This is a genomic window from Oerskovia enterophila (assembly GCF_001692445.1).
GTDB lineage: Bacteria > Actinomycetota > Actinomycetes > Actinomycetales > Cellulomonadaceae > Oerskovia > Oerskovia enterophila.
Genome location: NZ_MAQA01000075.1, coordinates 1 through 15,497 on the forward strand (window position 1 = coordinate 1; position 15,497 = coordinate 15,497).

Here is a 15,497-nt window from a genome sequence, read left to right on the forward strand (position 1 = left end):
CCCCCCTACGGGGCACCGACCCCGTCCCCGGCCGCACCGCCCTACGGCGCACCAGCCGGAGGTCAGCCTCCGGTCGCTCCGCCTCCCGGCGGAGGTGGCTATCCGCCCCCGGGTGGCGGCTACCCGCCGGCAGGGGGTGGGTACCCACCTCCCGGTGGCGCGTACCCGCCTCCGGGGCAGCCCGCCTACGCGGGCGCCGCGCCGTTCGCGGTCGGTGACGCGATCGGCTTCGGCTGGAAGAAGTTCTGGGCGAACCCCTGGCCGTGGGTCCTGGCGATGCTGATCTTCCTGCTGATCAACACGCTCTTCAGCTGGCTCTCCGGCGGGTTCGACCGACTCGGCGACTACACGTCCGACAACTACGGTGACAGCGGCATGTTCGCGTCGTTCGGGTTGAGCTTCCTCGGCATCCTGCTGACGATCGTCGGGGTGATCATCAGCTACCTGATCGCGGCGTTCTACTCGCGCGGGGCGCTCGACGAGACGCAGGGGCGCAAGCCCGACGTCGCTGCCTTCTTCCGGATCGCGAACGTGGGCAACGTCCTGCTGGCCGCGTTCTTCGTCGCGGTGATGTCGATCATCGGCTACTTCCTGTGCATCCTGCCCGGGATCGCGGTCGGCATCTTCTCGGCCTTCGTCTACTACTTCACGCTCGACAAGCAGCAGGACGCGATCACCGCGATCAAGTCGAGCTGGTCCCTCGTCGCGAAGAACTTCGGGTCGGTCTTCCTGCTGCTCCTCGCGCTCCTCGGTATCAACATCGTGGGCTTCCTCGTGTGCCTGATCGGACTGCTGGTCACGCTCCCGCTGTCCTACATCGCGGTGGCCTACGCCTACCGCCGTCTGATCGGCGAGCAGCCGGTCTGACCGGAACAGCCGACCGAGGTCACCGGGCCCCGGCGTCGCTCTCGTGGAGCGGCGCCGGGGCCCGGCGCCATGTCGGGCGAGGTCGTGGGCGGGACCGGTGCGCCCAGCCCCCGGGCAGGGTGGCCCCGGGCTATCGCGACCGGCTAGCGTGAGGCGCCCGGTCCGTCACGAAGGGTCCGGTTCGACCGCAGAGAGGCCACGATGAGCGACCAGCACTCCTCCGACCAGGTTCCGGACTACGGGCAGTACGTCCCGCCGGCCGGCCAGGGCGGCGCCCCCGGCCCCCAGGGACATCCGGGCCAGAACGGCTATCCCGGTCAGCCCGGCGGCTACGGGCCGTCCGCCGGCCAGCAGCCGGGACAGCAGGGGCAGTATCCGCCGCCCGGACAGTTCGGGCAGTATCCGCCGCAGGGCCAGCCGGGACCGGCCCAGCCCCTCTCACCGGCGGACACCAAGACGTGGGCCAGCCTGTCGCACCTCCTGGGCGGCATCCTCGGCTTCCTCGCGCCCCTCGTGATCTGGCTGGTCTTCCGTGAGCGCAGCTACGTCGTGGACGGCGAGGCCAAGAAGGCCCTCAACTTCCAGATCCTCGTGGCGATCGTGCTGGTCGGCGCGAACCTCGTGCTCCCCGGCCTCCTCGAGGGCCTCGTGATCTTCGGCGTGTGGGTCACGTCGCTCGTGTTCGGCGTCCTGAACTTCCAGGCCGTCGGCAAGGGCCAGGCGACCAGCTACCCGGTCGACGTGCGGATCGTGAAGTAGCTCAGTCGACCGTCACGAAGTCGATGAGCTCCTCGACCCGGCCCAGCAGGGACGGCTCGAGGTCGGCGTAGGTCCGCACGGTGCCGAGGATGCGCTGCCAGCCCCGGGCGACGTCGGCCTGCTCGGCCGCGGGCCACCCGAGCTCGCGCAGGATCCCGCGCTTCCACTCGGTACCGCGCTCGATCACGGGCCAGGTGGTCAGGCCGACGCGCTCGGGGCGCACGGCCTGCCACACGTCCACGTAGGGGTGGCCCAGCACCTTGACCGTGCCGGGGCGCACGCCTCGCAGCGCCTCGGCGACCAGGCGCGTCTCCTTGCTGCCCGGGACCAGGTGGTCGACCAGCACGCCCACCCTGCGCTCCGCCGTCGGGCTGAAGTCCTTGAGAGCTTCCGCGAGGTTGTCCACGCCGTCGAGGAGCTCGACCACGACGCCCTCGATGCGCAGGTCGTCGCCCCAGACCTTCTCGACGAGCTCGGCGTCGTGCTTGCCCTCGACCCAGATGCGCGAACCGCGGGCGACGCGGGCGCGGACGTCGGCGACCGCGCGCGAGCCCGACGCGGTGCGCGTGGGCGCGGCGGGGGCTCGCGAGGTCACGGGTGCCGTCAGCTCGACGGGCTCGCCGTCGACCCAGAAGCCGGGGCCCAGGGGGAAGGTGCGTGTCCGTCCCGCACGGTCCTCGAGGACGACGATGTGCATGCCGCCCGACTTCTCGACCCGTACCACCGCGCCGACCCAGCCGGTCTCGACGTCCTCGACGACGAGGCCGCGCTCGGCGGGCTGCGGACGCGAGACGGGGCGCCTGCGGTGGGGGACCGGGGCGGGGGTCGCGCTGGACAGGACGTCGGCACCGTAGCGATCGAAGCTCACCCGACTCACCCTAGGCGGTGGTCGGCCCCCCGCCCGGAAGGGGCGCGCGGCGACCCGTGAACCGCCGCACGGCTCGCCGGGTGCCGCGGCGCCGCCCGTGGTACGACTGGCCGGTGAGCACTTCGAGCGGTCAGGCCGCGCCCGACCCCCAGCGATGGCGCGTCCTGGGGCTGTGTCTCGCGGTCGGCTTCATCACCATGCTCGACGTGTCGATCGTCAACGTCGCGCTCCCGTCGATCGAGAAGGCGCTCGACGCGGGCCCCACCGAGCTGCAGCTCATCGTCGCGGGCTACACGCTGGCGTTCGGTCTCGCGCTCGTCCCCGCGGGTCGCCTGGGTGACGCGGGCGGGCGCCGCACGCTGTTCATCGTCGGGCTCGTGGGCTTCGCGCTTACGAGCCTCGCGGCGGGCCTGGCGCCGAGCGACGAGTGGCTCGCGATCGCGCGGCTCCTGCAGGGGGCGAGCGCGGGCATGCTGAACCCGCAGGTCATCGGGCTCATCCAGCAGATGTTCTCCGGGTACGAGCGCGGCAAGGCGTTCGGCATGTTCGGCGCGACGATCGGCGTCTCGACGGCCCTCGGGCCTCTTCTCGGCGGGTTGATCCTCCAGGTCGCGGGCGAGGAGAACGGATGGCGGTGGATCTTCGGGATCAACGTCCCGATCATCGCGGTCGTCCTGCCGCTCGCGATCCGTTTCCTGCCCGCGACGCAGCGCAAGCCCGGGCCGCGCAAGCTCGACCCCGTGGGCCTGGTCCTCATCGCGGTCGCGACGGTCGCGGTCATGCTCCCGTTCGTCACGACGTCGGGCCAGGACGACGACCCGGGGCGCTGGTGGTGGCTCGCGGTCGGGGCGGCCGCGGTGGCCGCGGCCGTGGTGTGGGAACGGCGCTACCAGCGCACCACGGGCGCCCCCGTCCTGGACCCGCGGGTCCTGTCGCTCACCTCGTTCCGCAACGGCACGCTGCTGGGGATCACCTACTTCGCGGGCTTCACGGGGATCTTCCTCGTCGCGACGCTCTACCTGCAGAACGACCTTCACTTCACGCCCCTGCACGCGGGGCTCATCGGCATGCCGTTCGCGATCGCGTCGGGCGTCGCGTCGTGGCTCGCGGGGCGCGGCGTCGCGCGCTGGGGGCGTCCGCTCGTGGTGGCCGGGCTGGTCGTGGTGCTCGTGGGGCTCGCAGGCGTGATCCTCGCGATCCGCGTGACGGGCGACGACGTCTCGGCCGGAGGGTGGGCCATCGCCCTGACCATGATGGTCGCGGGGATCGGGAGCGGCACCGTCATCTCCCCGAACCAGACGCTGACCCTCGCACGGGTGCCGGTCGAGCTCGCGGGGGTCGCGGGGAGCATGCTCCAGCTCGGGCAGCGCGTGGGCTCGGCCATGGGCATCGCGGTGGTCCTCTCGACGTACTACTCGCTCAAGGCGGGCGGCGCGACGGGCGCCGTCGCCGCGAGCACCGCGATGCTCATCACGGTCGCGCTGGTCGCGGTCTCGCTCGTGGTCGCGGTCGTGGACCTGCGGGCGCGCCACCAGCAGGGCGCCCCCGAGGGCAAGGTGCCGTCCGCGACGTGAGCTCCGCCGTCGGGCTGGGCACGTCGTGCGCCGCGCGGTGCTGCCGGGCGAACGCACCAGGCCCGACGGCGGAGCGTGCGTGGTGTGGTCGGGTGCGGCACACCCCCCGGTGGGGACCCTTCCCGCAGACCCCGTGAGGAGGATGTGCACGGCGCCCGTCGGTCTCCCGCGACCGCGTAGAATTAGCACTCGACGGTAGAGAGTGCGAACGCGCGACGATCGGCAGGAGGTGGACATGAGCGAGGAACGACGGCTCGATGTGCTGCGTGCGATCGTCGAGGACTACGTCCTCACCAGGGAACCGGTGGGGTCGCGGGTCCTCGCCGAGCGGCACCGCCTGGGCGTGTCCCCGGCCACGATCCGCAACGACATGGCCGCCCTCGAGGAGGACGGCTACATCGCCCAGCCGCACACGTCGGCCGGGCGCATCCCCACGGACAAGGGCTACCGCCTGTTCGTGGACAGGCTCTCGACGGTCAAGCCCCTGTCGTCGCCCGAGCGTCGCGCGATCGAGACCTTCCTGTCGGAGGCGGTCGACCTCGACGACGTCGTGGCGCGTGCCGGGCGTCTCCTCGCCCAGCTCACGGGTCAGGTCGCCGTGGTCCAGTACCCGTCGCTGCGCCGCTCCGGGCTGCGTCACCTCGAGCTCGTGCCGGTCGGTGACCGCCGCCTGCTCGTGGTGATCATCACGGACACGGGCCGCGTCGAGCAGCGCACCCTCGAGGTCGCCGCGGGCCCGGACGAGGCGACGCTCGCCGAGCTGCGCTCGCGGCTCAACGCGGTCGCCGCGGGCAAGCGTCTCGCCGAGCTCGGGCAGGGCTTCGCCGAGGTCGCCGAGCAGTTCCGTCCCGAGCACCAGGACCTGGCCCGCTCGCTCGCGCTGCTGGTCGAGGAGACCCTCTCGGAGGAGTCCGAGGAGCGCATCGTGCTGGCCGGCACCGCGAACCTGGCCCGGGTCGGGATGCGGTTCGAGCACGCGCTGCGGCCGGTCCTCGAGGCGCTCGAGGAACAAGTCGTGCTGCTCGGGTTGTTGACCGAGATGGCCGCGGAGTCCGGGGTGAGCGTGCGGATCGGTCACGAGACGCAGCTCGAGGGCCTCGCGGAGACCTCGGTCGTGACGAGCGGATACGGTAACGAGGGCGACTCGGTCGCGCTGATCGGTTCGATCGGACCGACCCGCATGGACTATCCAGGGACGATCGCCTCGGTCCGCGCCGTGGCGCGGTACCTGTCGCGCGTCCTGACTGCATGAGCATGGTTCTTGCGCCACCGGGCGCGGCGACCGGGCCCTCGGGCCCGGTACGTGCCGCGGGGCGTTGTCGGAAGTCGCCGATCCACCGTCGGCGTGCGCTAGTAGAGAGTGACCTGTGAGCGACTACTACGAGATCCTGGGCGTGCCCCGGGACGCGAGCCAGGACCAGATCAAGAAGGCCTACCGCAAGCTGGCCCGTGAGCTGCACCCTGACGTCGCGGGCGAGGCCGCCGAGGACAAGTTCAAGGACGTGTCCCGCGCGTACGAGGTCCTGTCCAACCCGGACAAGCGCCAGCAGTACGACCTCGGTTCGGACCCGTCCGCCGCCGGTGGCGGCATGGGCGGGGGCTTCGGCTTCCAGGACATCTTCGAGACGTTCTTCGGCGGGGGACAGGCGCAGTCCGGCCCCATCCCGCGCGCCCGCCGTGGCCAGGACTCCCTGGTCCGGCTCGACATCGACCTCTCGGAGGCGACCTTCGGGGCGCGCCGCGAGCTCCAGGTGGACACCGCGGTGGTCTGCGGGACGTGCAGCGGCTCGTGCTGTCGCCCCGGCACCTCGCCGCGCACCTGTGACGTCTGCAACGGGCGCGGCACGGTCCAGCGCGTGGCCCGCTCGTTCCTCGGCCAGGTCATGACGACCGCCCCGTGCGCCGCGTGCCAGGGCTTCGGCACCGTCATCCCCGAGCCGTGCGCCGAGTGCGCGGGCGAGGGGCGCGTGCGCAGCCGCCGCACCCTGACCGTGAACGTTCCCGCGGGCGTCGACACCGGCACGCGCATCAAGCTCACGTCCCAGGGCGAGGTCGGCCCGGCCGGCGGCCCCGCGGGCGACCTGTACGTCGAGATCCGCGAGCGCAACCACGAGATCTTCGTGCGCCGCGGCGACGACCTGCACTGCACGCTCCAGGTCCCCATGACCGCTGCCGCGCTCGGCACGGTCCTCGAGCTCGAGACGCTCGACGGACCGCAGGAGATCGACCTGCGCCCCGGCACGCAGCCCGGCCAGATCGTCACGCTCAAGAACCTCGGTGTCGGGCACCTGCACACGGGTGGCCGCGGTGACCTCAACGTGCACGTCGAGGTCCAGGTGCCCACGGGCCTCGACGACGAGCAGCAGGAGCTGCTGCGCTCGCTCGCCAAGGCCCGCGGCGAGGAGCGCCCGGACCCGCGTCTGTCGGCCGCGCACCCGGGGGTCTTCTCCCGTCTGCGCGACAAGCTCTCGGGGCGCTGAGGCATGAGCGCACCGGTCTTCCTCGCCGAGGCGGGCGGCTCGTCGGACGGCGCGACCGCGAGCGGCCTCGCCGGGTACCCTGCGGGCTCGCTCTACGTGCTCGACGGCGCCGAGGGGCGCCACGCGGGTGTCGTCCAGCGGCGCGGGGTCGGTGAGCACGTCGACGTCGTCGACGGCGACGGGCTGCGGCTGCGGTGCGTCATCGAGCTCGTGGAGGCCGCCCAGGTCAGCCTGCGTGTCGAGGAGGTCGTGCAGGAGCCGGCGCCCGACGTCGTCGTGACCCTCGTCCAGGCCCTCGCCAAGGGCGACCGGGACGAGATGGCGATCGAGGCCGCGACCGAGGTCGGGGCCGACGCCGTCGTCCCGTGGCAGGCCGAGCGCTCGATCGTCGTGTGGCGAGGGGACCGTGCCGCCAAGTCGCGGGCCCGCTGGCTCGCGACCGTGCGCGCCGCGACCAAGCAGGCCCGCCGTGCGCGCCTGCCCCGCGTCGACGTCGCGATCGACACGCGCGGGCTCGTCGAGCGCACGCGCGAGGTCGTCGCGTCGGGCGGCGCCGTGATCGTCCTGCACGAGGAGGCGAGCGCCCCGCTCGCCGAGGTGACCCTGCCCGTCCCCGCGTCCGAGGACGGGTCCCGGGCGGGCCGGGCGCCCGAGGTGCTCGTCGTCGTCGGGCCGGAGGGCGGCATCTCCGACCGCGAGGTCGAGGCCCTCACCGAGGCCGGCGCGCTGACCGCGCGGCTCGGGCCGCACGTGCTGCGCACGTCGACCGCCGGACCTGTCGCGATCGCGCTGCTCGTCCAGCGGCTCGGCCGCTGGGACGGGACGCCCGCGTGAGCGGACGCGCTCCGGAGCGTGCGGTCGCCGGGCTGTGGCCCGGTGACCGGGGGTAGCCTGCCGACATGACGAGCAACGACACCTCCCGGCCCACCGACCCGGACTGCCTGTTCTGCAAGATCGTCGCGGGGGAGATCCCCGCGACGGTCGTCGCCGCGACGGACCAGGCGGTCGCCTTCAAGGACATCAACCCCCAGGCCCCGCTGCACGTCCTCGTGGTGCCACGGGCGCACCACGGTGACATCGCGCAGCTCGCGGCCGCGGACCCCGAGCTGCTCTCGGGCGTCGTCGCGCTCGCGGACGCCGTGGCGAGCGAGCAGGCCGACGGCCAGTTCCGGCTCATCTTCAACTCGGGCCCGCGCGCAGGCCAGAGCGTCTTCCACGTCCACGGACACGTGATCGGCGGCAAGGAGCTGGGCTGGACCCCGGCCTGACCTCGTCACGACCCGCGGAGGGTGCCGGGCGCAGGACACACCCGCTCAGGGCGTAATTCGCCCTGACCCGTCGCCCTGCGCTCGTTACCATGGATGCACCACGAAATCTCCCCGACCTGCAGAAGGAGTGCCTCGGCGCAAGCCGGCTCATGCCATCCTCGACACCACCCTTGCCGCACGGCTCGTCGACGCCCGGCCCCGGAGGCTCCTCCCGCGACCCGGGGCGCGCGCGCTCCGAGCAGACGAACGGCACGGACGACCGGGGGGCGCCGGGCGCCCAGCACCCCAGCACACGGGTCGAGCACCGGATCGTCGTCCCGTCCCACGTCTCCATGGCGGCCCTGCTCGGCAGCGGTGACTCGGTCCTGCGTGCGGTCGAGGCCGGGTTCCCCTCGGTCGACGTCCACGCGCGGGGCAACGAGATCGTGGTCAAGGGGCCGGTCGGCGACGTGGCGCTCGCCTCGCGGCTGCTCGACGAGCTCGTCGAGGTCGTCGAGTCGGGCACGCAGCTCTCGGCCGACGTCGTCACGCGCTCGATCGCGATGCTCACGGCCGCGACGGCGTCGCGGCCTGCCGAGGTCCTGACGTTCAACATCCTCTCGAACCGCGGTCGGACCATCCGTCCCAAGACGGTCGGTCAGAAGCGCTACGTCGACGCGATCGACGCGAGCACCGTGACCTTCGGGATCGGTCCTGCGGGGACGGGCAAGACCTACCTCGCGATGGCCAAGGCCGTCCAGGCGCTGCAGGCCAAGCAGGTCAGCCGGATCGTCCTGACTCGCCCCGCGGTCGAGGCGGGCGAGCGGCTCGGGTTCCTGCCGGGCTCGCTCTCGGAGAAGATCGACCCGTACCTGCGCCCGCTGTACGACGCGCTGCACGACATGATCGACCCCGAGTCGATCCCCAAGCTCATCGAGGCGGGCACCATCGAGGTGGCCCCGTTGGCCTACATGCGTGGCCGGACGCTGAACGACGCGTTCATCATCCTCGACGAGGCGCAGAACACCTCGACCGAGCAGATGAAGATGTTCCTCACGCGCCTCGGTTTCGGCTCCAAGATGGTCATCACGGGCGACGTGACGCAGGTCGACCTGCCAGGGGGCACCACCTCGGGGCTGCGCGTCATCGAGGACGTCCTGACCGGGGTCGACGACGTCGAGTTCTGCCGGCTCACGTCGACGGACGTCGTCCGCCACCGCCTCGTGAGCGAGATCATCGACGCCTACGCCCGCTGGGACGTGAGCAGCGCACGGCCCGCACGCGACGGCGGCAACCACCAGCACGGCTCGGCGCGCGGAGGCACCTCCCGCCAGGGCAGACCACGAGACCAACGAGAGCAAGGGGCACGCTGATGAGCGTCGAGATCAACAACGAGTCCGGCTACGAGGTCGACGAGGCCGAGTTCGCGGCGCTGGCGCGCTACGTCCTGGACGCCATGCACGTGCACCCGCAGAGCGAGCTCGGCATCCGCTTCGTCGAGACCGACGTCATGACCGAGCTCCACGTGCGGTGGATGGACGAGCCCGGACCCACGGACGTCCTGTCGTTCCCCATGGACGAGCTGCGTCCGGGTCGCGACGGCGACGTGACCCCGGCCGGCGAGCTGGGCGACATCGTCCTGTGCCCCGAGGTCGCGGCCCAGCAGGCCGTCACGGCCGGCCACTCCACCGCGGAGGAGATGCTCCTGCTCACCACGCACGGGATCCTCCACCTGCTCGGGTACGACCACGCCGAGCCCGAGGAGGAGAAGGAGATGTTCGCGCTCCAGCGCAAGCTCCTGCTGACCTTCCTCGCCAGCCGATGACCGAGGTCCCCGTCGCGCTGCTCCTCGTCCTGGCCGTGCTCTGCGTGGTCCTCGCGGGCGCGCTCGGCGCGGGCGAGAGCGCGGTCATGCGGGTCACGCGAGCCGCGGTCGCCGAGGCGCTCGCGGAGGCCGAGGCCGGCACGGGGACCGCTGGTGCGTCCGGGGGCGGGGCCGGAGGCCCGGTCCCGCCGCGCGTCGCCCGCGCGCGACGCGTCCAGTCCCTGACCGAGGACCCTCCGCACACCGCGGCCGCGCTCGCGTTCCTGCGGGTCGTCGCGGAGATGGTGGCCGCCGCCTGCGTCACGCTCCTGGTCTCGGTGTGGCTCGACGACTGGTGGCAGGCGCTGCTCGCGGCGCTGGTCTTCGCGGTCGTCGTGGCGCTCGTGTTCGCGCGCATCGCGCCCCGCGCGCTGGGGCGCCGGCACCCCGTGCAGGTCCTGCTCCTGCTCTCGGGCGTGCTCGCGCCCGCGGTCGTGCTCACGGGCTGGGTCGCGCGCGTCACGGGCTCGAAGGAGGACTCGGACGGCCCGCACGAGCGCGAGCTGCGCGACATGGTGGACCGCGTGAACGAGTCCGAGATCATCGAGGAGGAGGAGCGCGAGATGATCCGCTCCGTCTTCGAGCTGGGCGACACCCTGACCCGTGAGGTCATGGTCCCTCGGACCGACATGATCACGACCCCGGCCACCACCCCGCTGTCCAAGGCGCTGTCGCTGTTCCTGCGCTCGGGGTTCTCGCGCCTGCCCGTCACGGGCACGTCGGTCGACGACCTCGTGGGAGTCGTCTACTTCAAGGACGTCGTCAAGGTCGTCAACGCCTCGCCCGAGGCCGGCTCGCGGCGCGTGGCGGACGTCGCCCGGCCCGCGATCTTCGTGCCCGAGTCCAAGCCCGTCGACGACCTGCTGCGCGAGATGCAGGCCTCGGCCTCGCACATCGCGATGGTCGTCGACGAGTACGGCGGGGTCGCGGGGCTCGTGACGATCGAGGACGCGCTCGAGGAGATCGTGGGCGAGCTGACCGACGAGCACGACAAGTCCGGTCCCGAGATCGAGGACCTGGGCGACGGGGAGTTCCGCATCCCGGCGCGGCTGCCGCTCGACGAGCTCGGCGAGCTGTTCGACCTCGACATCGAGGACGACGACGTCGACACCGTGGGCGGCCTGCTCGCCAAGGCGCTGGGCAAGGTCCCGCTCCCGGGATCGGTCGCCGAGGCGCAGGGCGTGCACATGGTCGGCGAACGGGTCGAGGGACGACGCAAGCAGCTCGCGACGGTCCTCGTGCGTGCCGTCGCCCCGGAGCACGAGACGGACGGGGCGGACGAGACGCCGTCGGGCCGTACCGACCGCCAGGAGCGCCACGACCACCGGGAGCGCTCCGAGCGCGACCACCCGACACACCCCGAGCGCGCAGAGCGCGCCGGGAGGACGAGCGAGGACCCGCGCCGCGCGGGCCAGACGAACGAGAGAGAAGCACACCGGTGACCCAGAACGACCCAGCAGCACCCGAGCACAAGTCCGGCTTCGCGTGCTTCGTCGGGCGGCCCAACGCGGGCAAGTCCACGCTGACGAACGCACTGGTCGGGCAGAAGGTCGCGATCACCTCCGGGCGCCCGCAGACGACCCGGCACACGATCCGCGGCATCGTGCACCGTCCCGACGCCCAGCTCATCCTCGTGGACACGCCCGGGCTGCACCGCCCGCGCACGCTCCTCGGCGAGCGGCTCAACGACCTGGTCCGCGAGACGCTCGCGCAGGTCGACGTGATCGCCTTCTGCCTGCCCGCGGACCAGAAGGTCGGCCCGGGCGACAAGTACATCGCGGCGCAGCTCGCCGACCTGATGAAGGGCCGGCGACCCACCCCGGTCGTCGCGGTCGTGACCAAGGCGGACCTCGTGGACCGCGAGACGCTGACCAAGCACCTGCTGGCGGTCGACCAGCTGGGCGAGTGGCAGGACATCGTCCCGGTCTCGGCCGTGGACGGCTTCCAGGTCGAGGTCCTCGAGCAGGTCCTCGTCAAGCACCTGCCGAAGGGCCCTGAGCTCTACCCCGGCGGTGAGCTGACCGACGAGCCCGAGGCCGTCATGGTCGCCGAGCTCGTGCGCGAGGCCGCGCTCGAGGGCGTGCGCGACGAGCTGCCGCACAGCCTCGCGGTCGTGGTCGACGAGATCCTGCCGCGCGAGGGCTCGGGCAACCCGGCGACGGGCAAGCCCCCGCTCCTGGACGTGCGCGTCAACCTGTTCGTCGAGCGCGACAGCCAGAAGGCCATCATCATCGGGCGCGGCGGGTCGCGGCTGCGGCACGTCGGCACCGAGGCGCGCAAGGGGATCGAGGCGCTGCTCGGCGCGCGCGTCTACCTGGACCTGCACGTCAAGGTCGCCAAGGACTGGCAGCGCGACCCCAAGCAGCTGCGCAGGCTCGGCTTCTAGGGTGGGCCCCCGGTCCGCCCTCGGGACGTCCCGCCTCTTTCCTCGAACGCAGGCGGGACTCCAGCCCACCTCGATACGATCCTGACGTGATCTTCCGGACCGCCGCCACGAGCGCCGCCCTCGCGATCGGCCTCGCCCTGGTCGGTGCGGTCACGGGACCCCAGTGGGATCCCGTGCCCGTGACCGACCACCTCGAGCCCTCGACGCCCGACACGACGATCGGCGGGCAGGGGCCCGACGTCCAGCCGGTCGGGACCTACGCCGTGCAGGAGACCCCCGTGGTCGTCCAGCTCGACGGGACGAGCGTCGACGGGATCGTGCGCGAGCCCCTCGACGCTCCCGAGGGCCTGCCCGGGGTGGTCTTCCTCCACGGCGCGGGCACGGGCTCGGCCGACGAGGCGTTCGTCGACGTCGCGACCGACCTGGCGAGCGCGGGCGTGGTCACGCTCGTGCCGTCCAAGCGGCTCGACACGTACACGACGCGGCACCGGGACTACGTCGACATGGCCGACGACTACGAGCGCTCGGTCGACCTGCTGCGCGCCAGGCCGTCGGTCGACCCCGAGCGGGTGGGGCTGTACGCCGAGTCGGAGGGCACCTGGGTCGCGCCCGTGCTCGCGGACCAGGACCAGGACGTCTCGTTCGTCGTCCTGGTCTCGGCCCCGGTCGTGCCGCCGCGCCAGCAGGCGGGGTTCGCGGTGGACTCGTACCTGCGCAACACGGGGGTGCCGCAGGGGGTCTTCCGGGCGATCCCGCGGGCGGTCGGCATGGAGATGCCCGGAGGGGGCTTCGAGTACGCGGACTTCGACGTCACGCCCTACCTCGCGCGGCTCTCGGTGCCGACGCTCGTGGCGTACGGCACGGCCGACCCGTCGATGCCCGTCGAGCAGGGCGCGCTGCGCATCATCGCGGACGCCGGGGCCAACGGGAACCACGACGTCACGGTCCGCTTCTACGAGGGCGCCAACCACGGCATCAAGATCGACGACGTCATGGTCCCCGAGTTCCCGCGGGACGTCAGCGCCTGGGTGCAGGGGCTGCCGGGGACCGCGAGCGCCCCGCCGACGGTCGCGGGCGGGCAGCCGAACCAGCTCTACCTGGCCTCGGCCGTGCCGAACCCGCGCTGGTACGGCAACGGCGACATCGTGATCGGGTTCGTGATCGTGGGCGGGGTGCTGCTCGTGGTGGGCCCGCTGGTGTGGCTGGTGACGGGGGTGGTGCGCAGGGTCCGGCGCACCCCGCACCCTGCCGGTCGTCTCGCTCCGGGGTTGCGGTGGCCGCTCGTGGGGCTGGCCGTGGGGTCGGTCGCGACGATGGCGGGACTGGTCGTGTACCTGGTCGCCGTCGCGCGGCTCGCGCTCGACTACAAGACGGACTCGTGGGTCGTGCAGGGTGGGTGGATCGCGGTCCGCCTGCTCGGTCTGGCGACGGTCGTCGCGGCCGCGTTCATCATCAACCGGTTGTCGGACCTGCGCCAGGCGCGCAAGGCGGTCCTGGCCTCTCCCGAGGGTGGCGGGGTCGTGGTGCGTCCGGCGACGGGCGTGGGTGCCCGCACGACGTTGTGGGCCACGGTCGTCGGCTCCACGATCCTGCTCGTCACGCTCGCGTACTGGGGCGTCTACCAGCTGGGTATCTGACGCCGGACGCGTCGGGCGCCTAGGGTCGAGGCATGGGACGACGCGCGCGCGACGGGGCCGAGGGGCGGATGCGTTCGTTCGCGCTCGAGGAGGTCGAGGAGGACCTCGACGAGCCTGCCCGGGTCCTGCAGGGCCCGGGGGTGCAGGGCACCGCACCGGCTCACGGTGAGGTGCCCGACGACGGAGCTCACCTCGTGGCCGCGGGCCGCGGTCCGGTGTCGGGCGGGTCGTCCGGAGGAACACGGCCCGGTCGGCGCCTGTCGCGCAGGGCCCGTGGGCTGCTGGGAGCTGCTGTCGCCGCCGTGCTCGTGCTCGTCGTGGGCGGGCTCGTGGTCGGAGAACGGAACGAGGCCGCACGCATCGAGCGGGTCCTGGCGTCGCCGGGCGGTGTCCGGAGCCTGGGCGCGGACGTCGCGGTGCTCTGGCGCATCGACCCCGTCGCGGGCGGGAACGCCCCGGACCTGGGCCGGTGGAGCCAGCCGATCCTGGTGGACGGGGTGCTCGTCGTCCCGGGGGATCCCGTGGCGGGGTACGACCCGGTGACGGGGAAGCGTCTGTGGAGGGTGGCGGAGTCGTCGGTGCCGGCGGCGAGCGCGTCCCGCAGCGGGGACCAGACGAGCTGCAGCGGCAGCGGCCCGCGCTGGGACCGGGGCCCCGTCGTCTGCACGACGTCCGACTTCCGCCCCGTGACCATCTTCGGCGAGACCTCCGAGGAGGCGCACCTGCGCGGCGTCGAGGTCATCGACCCGGCGACCGGCGAGGTGGTCACCTCGCGGGCCGTCGACGGGGAGACCACCGCGGCGACCGTCGCGTTCACGGACGGCCTGGCCACGTTCGCGTGGGGTGCGGGAGGCCAGGTCGTGGTGACGCTCGAGGACCTGGCCACGGGGGAGGTGCGGTGGACCCGAGAGCTGCTCCCCGACCGCGAGGAGAGCGCGGTGAGCGCGCGCTATCTCCAGGGGTGGCCCGACGGCGACGGGCTCCGTGTCGAGGCGACCGGCCTCAGCGTGACGCTCGATGCGGACGGCGCCTCCGTCGGCAGGCGTGCGGCAGGGTCGTGGGACTCGACGCTCCCCGACGGAGGCAGGGTCTCGATGGAAGGCGACGGGACCTGGACGGTCTTCGCCCCTGACGGCCGCGAGTCGTTCAGCGTCGAGGGGAACGTCGTGCCGTTCGACGTGACCGACGGGTCGGTGGACGCCCCCCTGTTCGTCTCGGACGGGGGCGACGTGATGGACGCGGCCGGGACGATCGCCCGACCCGTCTTCTCGGCTCTCGACCGCCGGACCGGGCAGACCCTCTGGACGGGCGAGGGGCCGCTCGACCGCGCGGTCGCACAGGTCGGGGACGTCGGCGTCCTGTCAGGCGCCGGGCGACTGTGGGGGGCCGACCTGGCCACCGGCGAGCGGGTCTGGGAGGCCGAAGGAGCCCTGCCGTACGGCCAGTCCTTCACCGACGGCACGGACCTCTACCTGGTCGGGCAGAGCGGGACCGGTGCGACGCGGGTCACGGCGATCTCGGTCGAGTCGGGCCAGGTGCTCTGGGCGACCGACGTCCCGGAGCTCTCGACCTGGACGTTCAGTGCCGGGGGCCGGCTCGTGCTCGTGACCGACGAGGGCGGACTCCTGGGACTGGGCTGAGAGGAGGCCGACGCTCGGCGGCTCCATCCCGTCGGATCAGGGCTACCGTGGAAAGGGTGGCCCCACGCCGTCGTGAGCACTCCGCCCACGCCGTCGAGCTGGTCGAAGTGGCCGAGCTCGACGACGACTTCGACGCGGCCTGGGGGTCGACACCTGGGGGGCGGGCCGCCGCGGG

14 protein-coding genes are annotated in these 15,497 nt (G+C 72.8%); 13 read left to right on the forward strand and 1 reads right to left on the reverse strand.

Features of this window, described 5'->3' with window-relative positions:
• Window positions 1-867: DUF2189 domain-containing protein (locus tag OERS_RS21660; RefSeq protein WP_068627621.1), on the forward strand; the 867-nt coding region annotated here is incomplete at its 5' end.
• Between the two features lie 201 nt (window positions 868-1,068).
• Window positions 1,069-1,626, forward strand: coding sequence for a DUF4870 domain-containing protein (locus OERS_RS20845; protein ID WP_056650761.1), 558 nt, complete (start codon window positions 1,069-1,071; stop codon window positions 1,624-1,626).
• 1 nt (window position 1,627) lies between these two features.
• Here OERS_RS20845 and OERS_RS19115 read toward each other — a convergent pair whose 3' ends face one another.
• Entirely contained in the window at window positions 1,628-2,494 is an 867-nt protein-coding gene (locus OERS_RS19115) for a DUF3097 domain-containing protein (protein ID WP_068627622.1), read from the reverse strand.
• 113 nt (window positions 2,495-2,607) lie between these two features.
• Here OERS_RS19115 and OERS_RS19120 point away from each other — a divergent pair, with 113 nt between their 5' ends.
• The 11 genes from OERS_RS19120 (at window position 2,608) to OERS_RS19170 (ending at window position 15,322) form a co-directional block, all read left to right on the forward strand.
• Complete coding sequence (locus OERS_RS19120) at window positions 2,608-4,068, forward strand: MFS transporter (protein ID WP_248948763.1); 1,461 nt, start codon at window positions 2,608-2,610, stop codon at window positions 4,066-4,068.
• A gap of 235 nt (window positions 4,069-4,303) precedes the next feature.
• Window positions 4,304-5,320, forward strand: coding sequence for a heat-inducible transcriptional repressor HrcA (hrcA, locus tag OERS_RS19125; protein ID WP_068627623.1), 1,017 nt, complete (start codon window positions 4,304-4,306; stop codon window positions 5,318-5,320).
• Window positions 5,321-5,435: 115 nt separating this feature from the next.
• On the forward strand, window positions 5,436-6,548 hold the full coding sequence (gene dnaJ, locus OERS_RS19130) for a molecular chaperone DnaJ (RefSeq protein WP_056650773.1): 1,113 nt from the start codon (window positions 5,436-5,438) through the stop codon (window positions 6,546-6,548).
• Window positions 6,549-6,551: 3 nt separating this feature from the next.
• A complete protein-coding gene (locus tag OERS_RS19135; RefSeq protein WP_068627624.1) occupies window positions 6,552-7,382 on the forward strand; it encodes a 16S rRNA (uracil(1498)-N(3))-methyltransferase in 831 nt (276 codons plus the stop codon).
• A gap of 65 nt (window positions 7,383-7,447) precedes the next feature.
• Window positions 7,448-7,816, forward strand: coding sequence for a histidine triad nucleotide-binding protein (locus OERS_RS19140; protein ID WP_056650779.1), 369 nt, complete (start codon window positions 7,448-7,450; stop codon window positions 7,814-7,816).
• 332 nt (window positions 7,817-8,148) lie between these two features.
• A complete protein-coding gene (locus tag OERS_RS19145; protein ID WP_082848983.1) occupies window positions 8,149-9,168 on the forward strand; it encodes a PhoH family protein in 1,020 nt (339 codons plus the stop codon).
• Entirely contained in the window at window positions 9,168-9,620 is a 453-nt protein-coding gene (gene ybeY, locus OERS_RS19150; RefSeq protein WP_056650782.1) for an rRNA maturation RNase YbeY, read from the forward strand. The genes OERS_RS19145 and ybeY overlap by 1 nt, the downstream gene beginning before the upstream one ends.
• Window positions 9,617-11,101, forward strand: a complete 1,485-nt coding sequence (locus OERS_RS19155; RefSeq protein WP_068627625.1) for a hemolysin family protein — start codon at window positions 9,617-9,619, stop codon at window positions 11,099-11,101. The genes ybeY and OERS_RS19155 overlap by 4 nt, the downstream gene beginning before the upstream one ends.
• On the forward strand, window positions 11,098-12,045 hold the full coding sequence (gene era / locus OERS_RS19160; protein ID WP_056763410.1) for a GTPase Era: 948 nt from the start codon (window positions 11,098-11,100) through the stop codon (window positions 12,043-12,045). Before OERS_RS19155 ends, era begins: the two co-directional genes overlap by 4 nt.
• Before the next feature lie 86 nt (window positions 12,046-12,131).
• Window positions 12,132-13,682, forward strand: coding sequence for an alpha/beta hydrolase family protein (locus OERS_RS19165; RefSeq protein WP_068627626.1), 1,551 nt, complete (start codon window positions 12,132-12,134; stop codon window positions 13,680-13,682).
• A 32-nt stretch (window positions 13,683-13,714) separates the two neighbouring features.
• Window positions 13,715-15,322 carry a PQQ-binding-like beta-propeller repeat protein gene (locus OERS_RS19170; protein WP_068627627.1) on the forward strand — a complete coding sequence of 536 codons (1,608 nt, stop codon included), beginning with the start codon at window positions 13,715-13,717 and terminating at the stop codon, window positions 15,320-15,322.
• Window positions 15,323-15,497 lie beyond the last annotated feature (175 nt).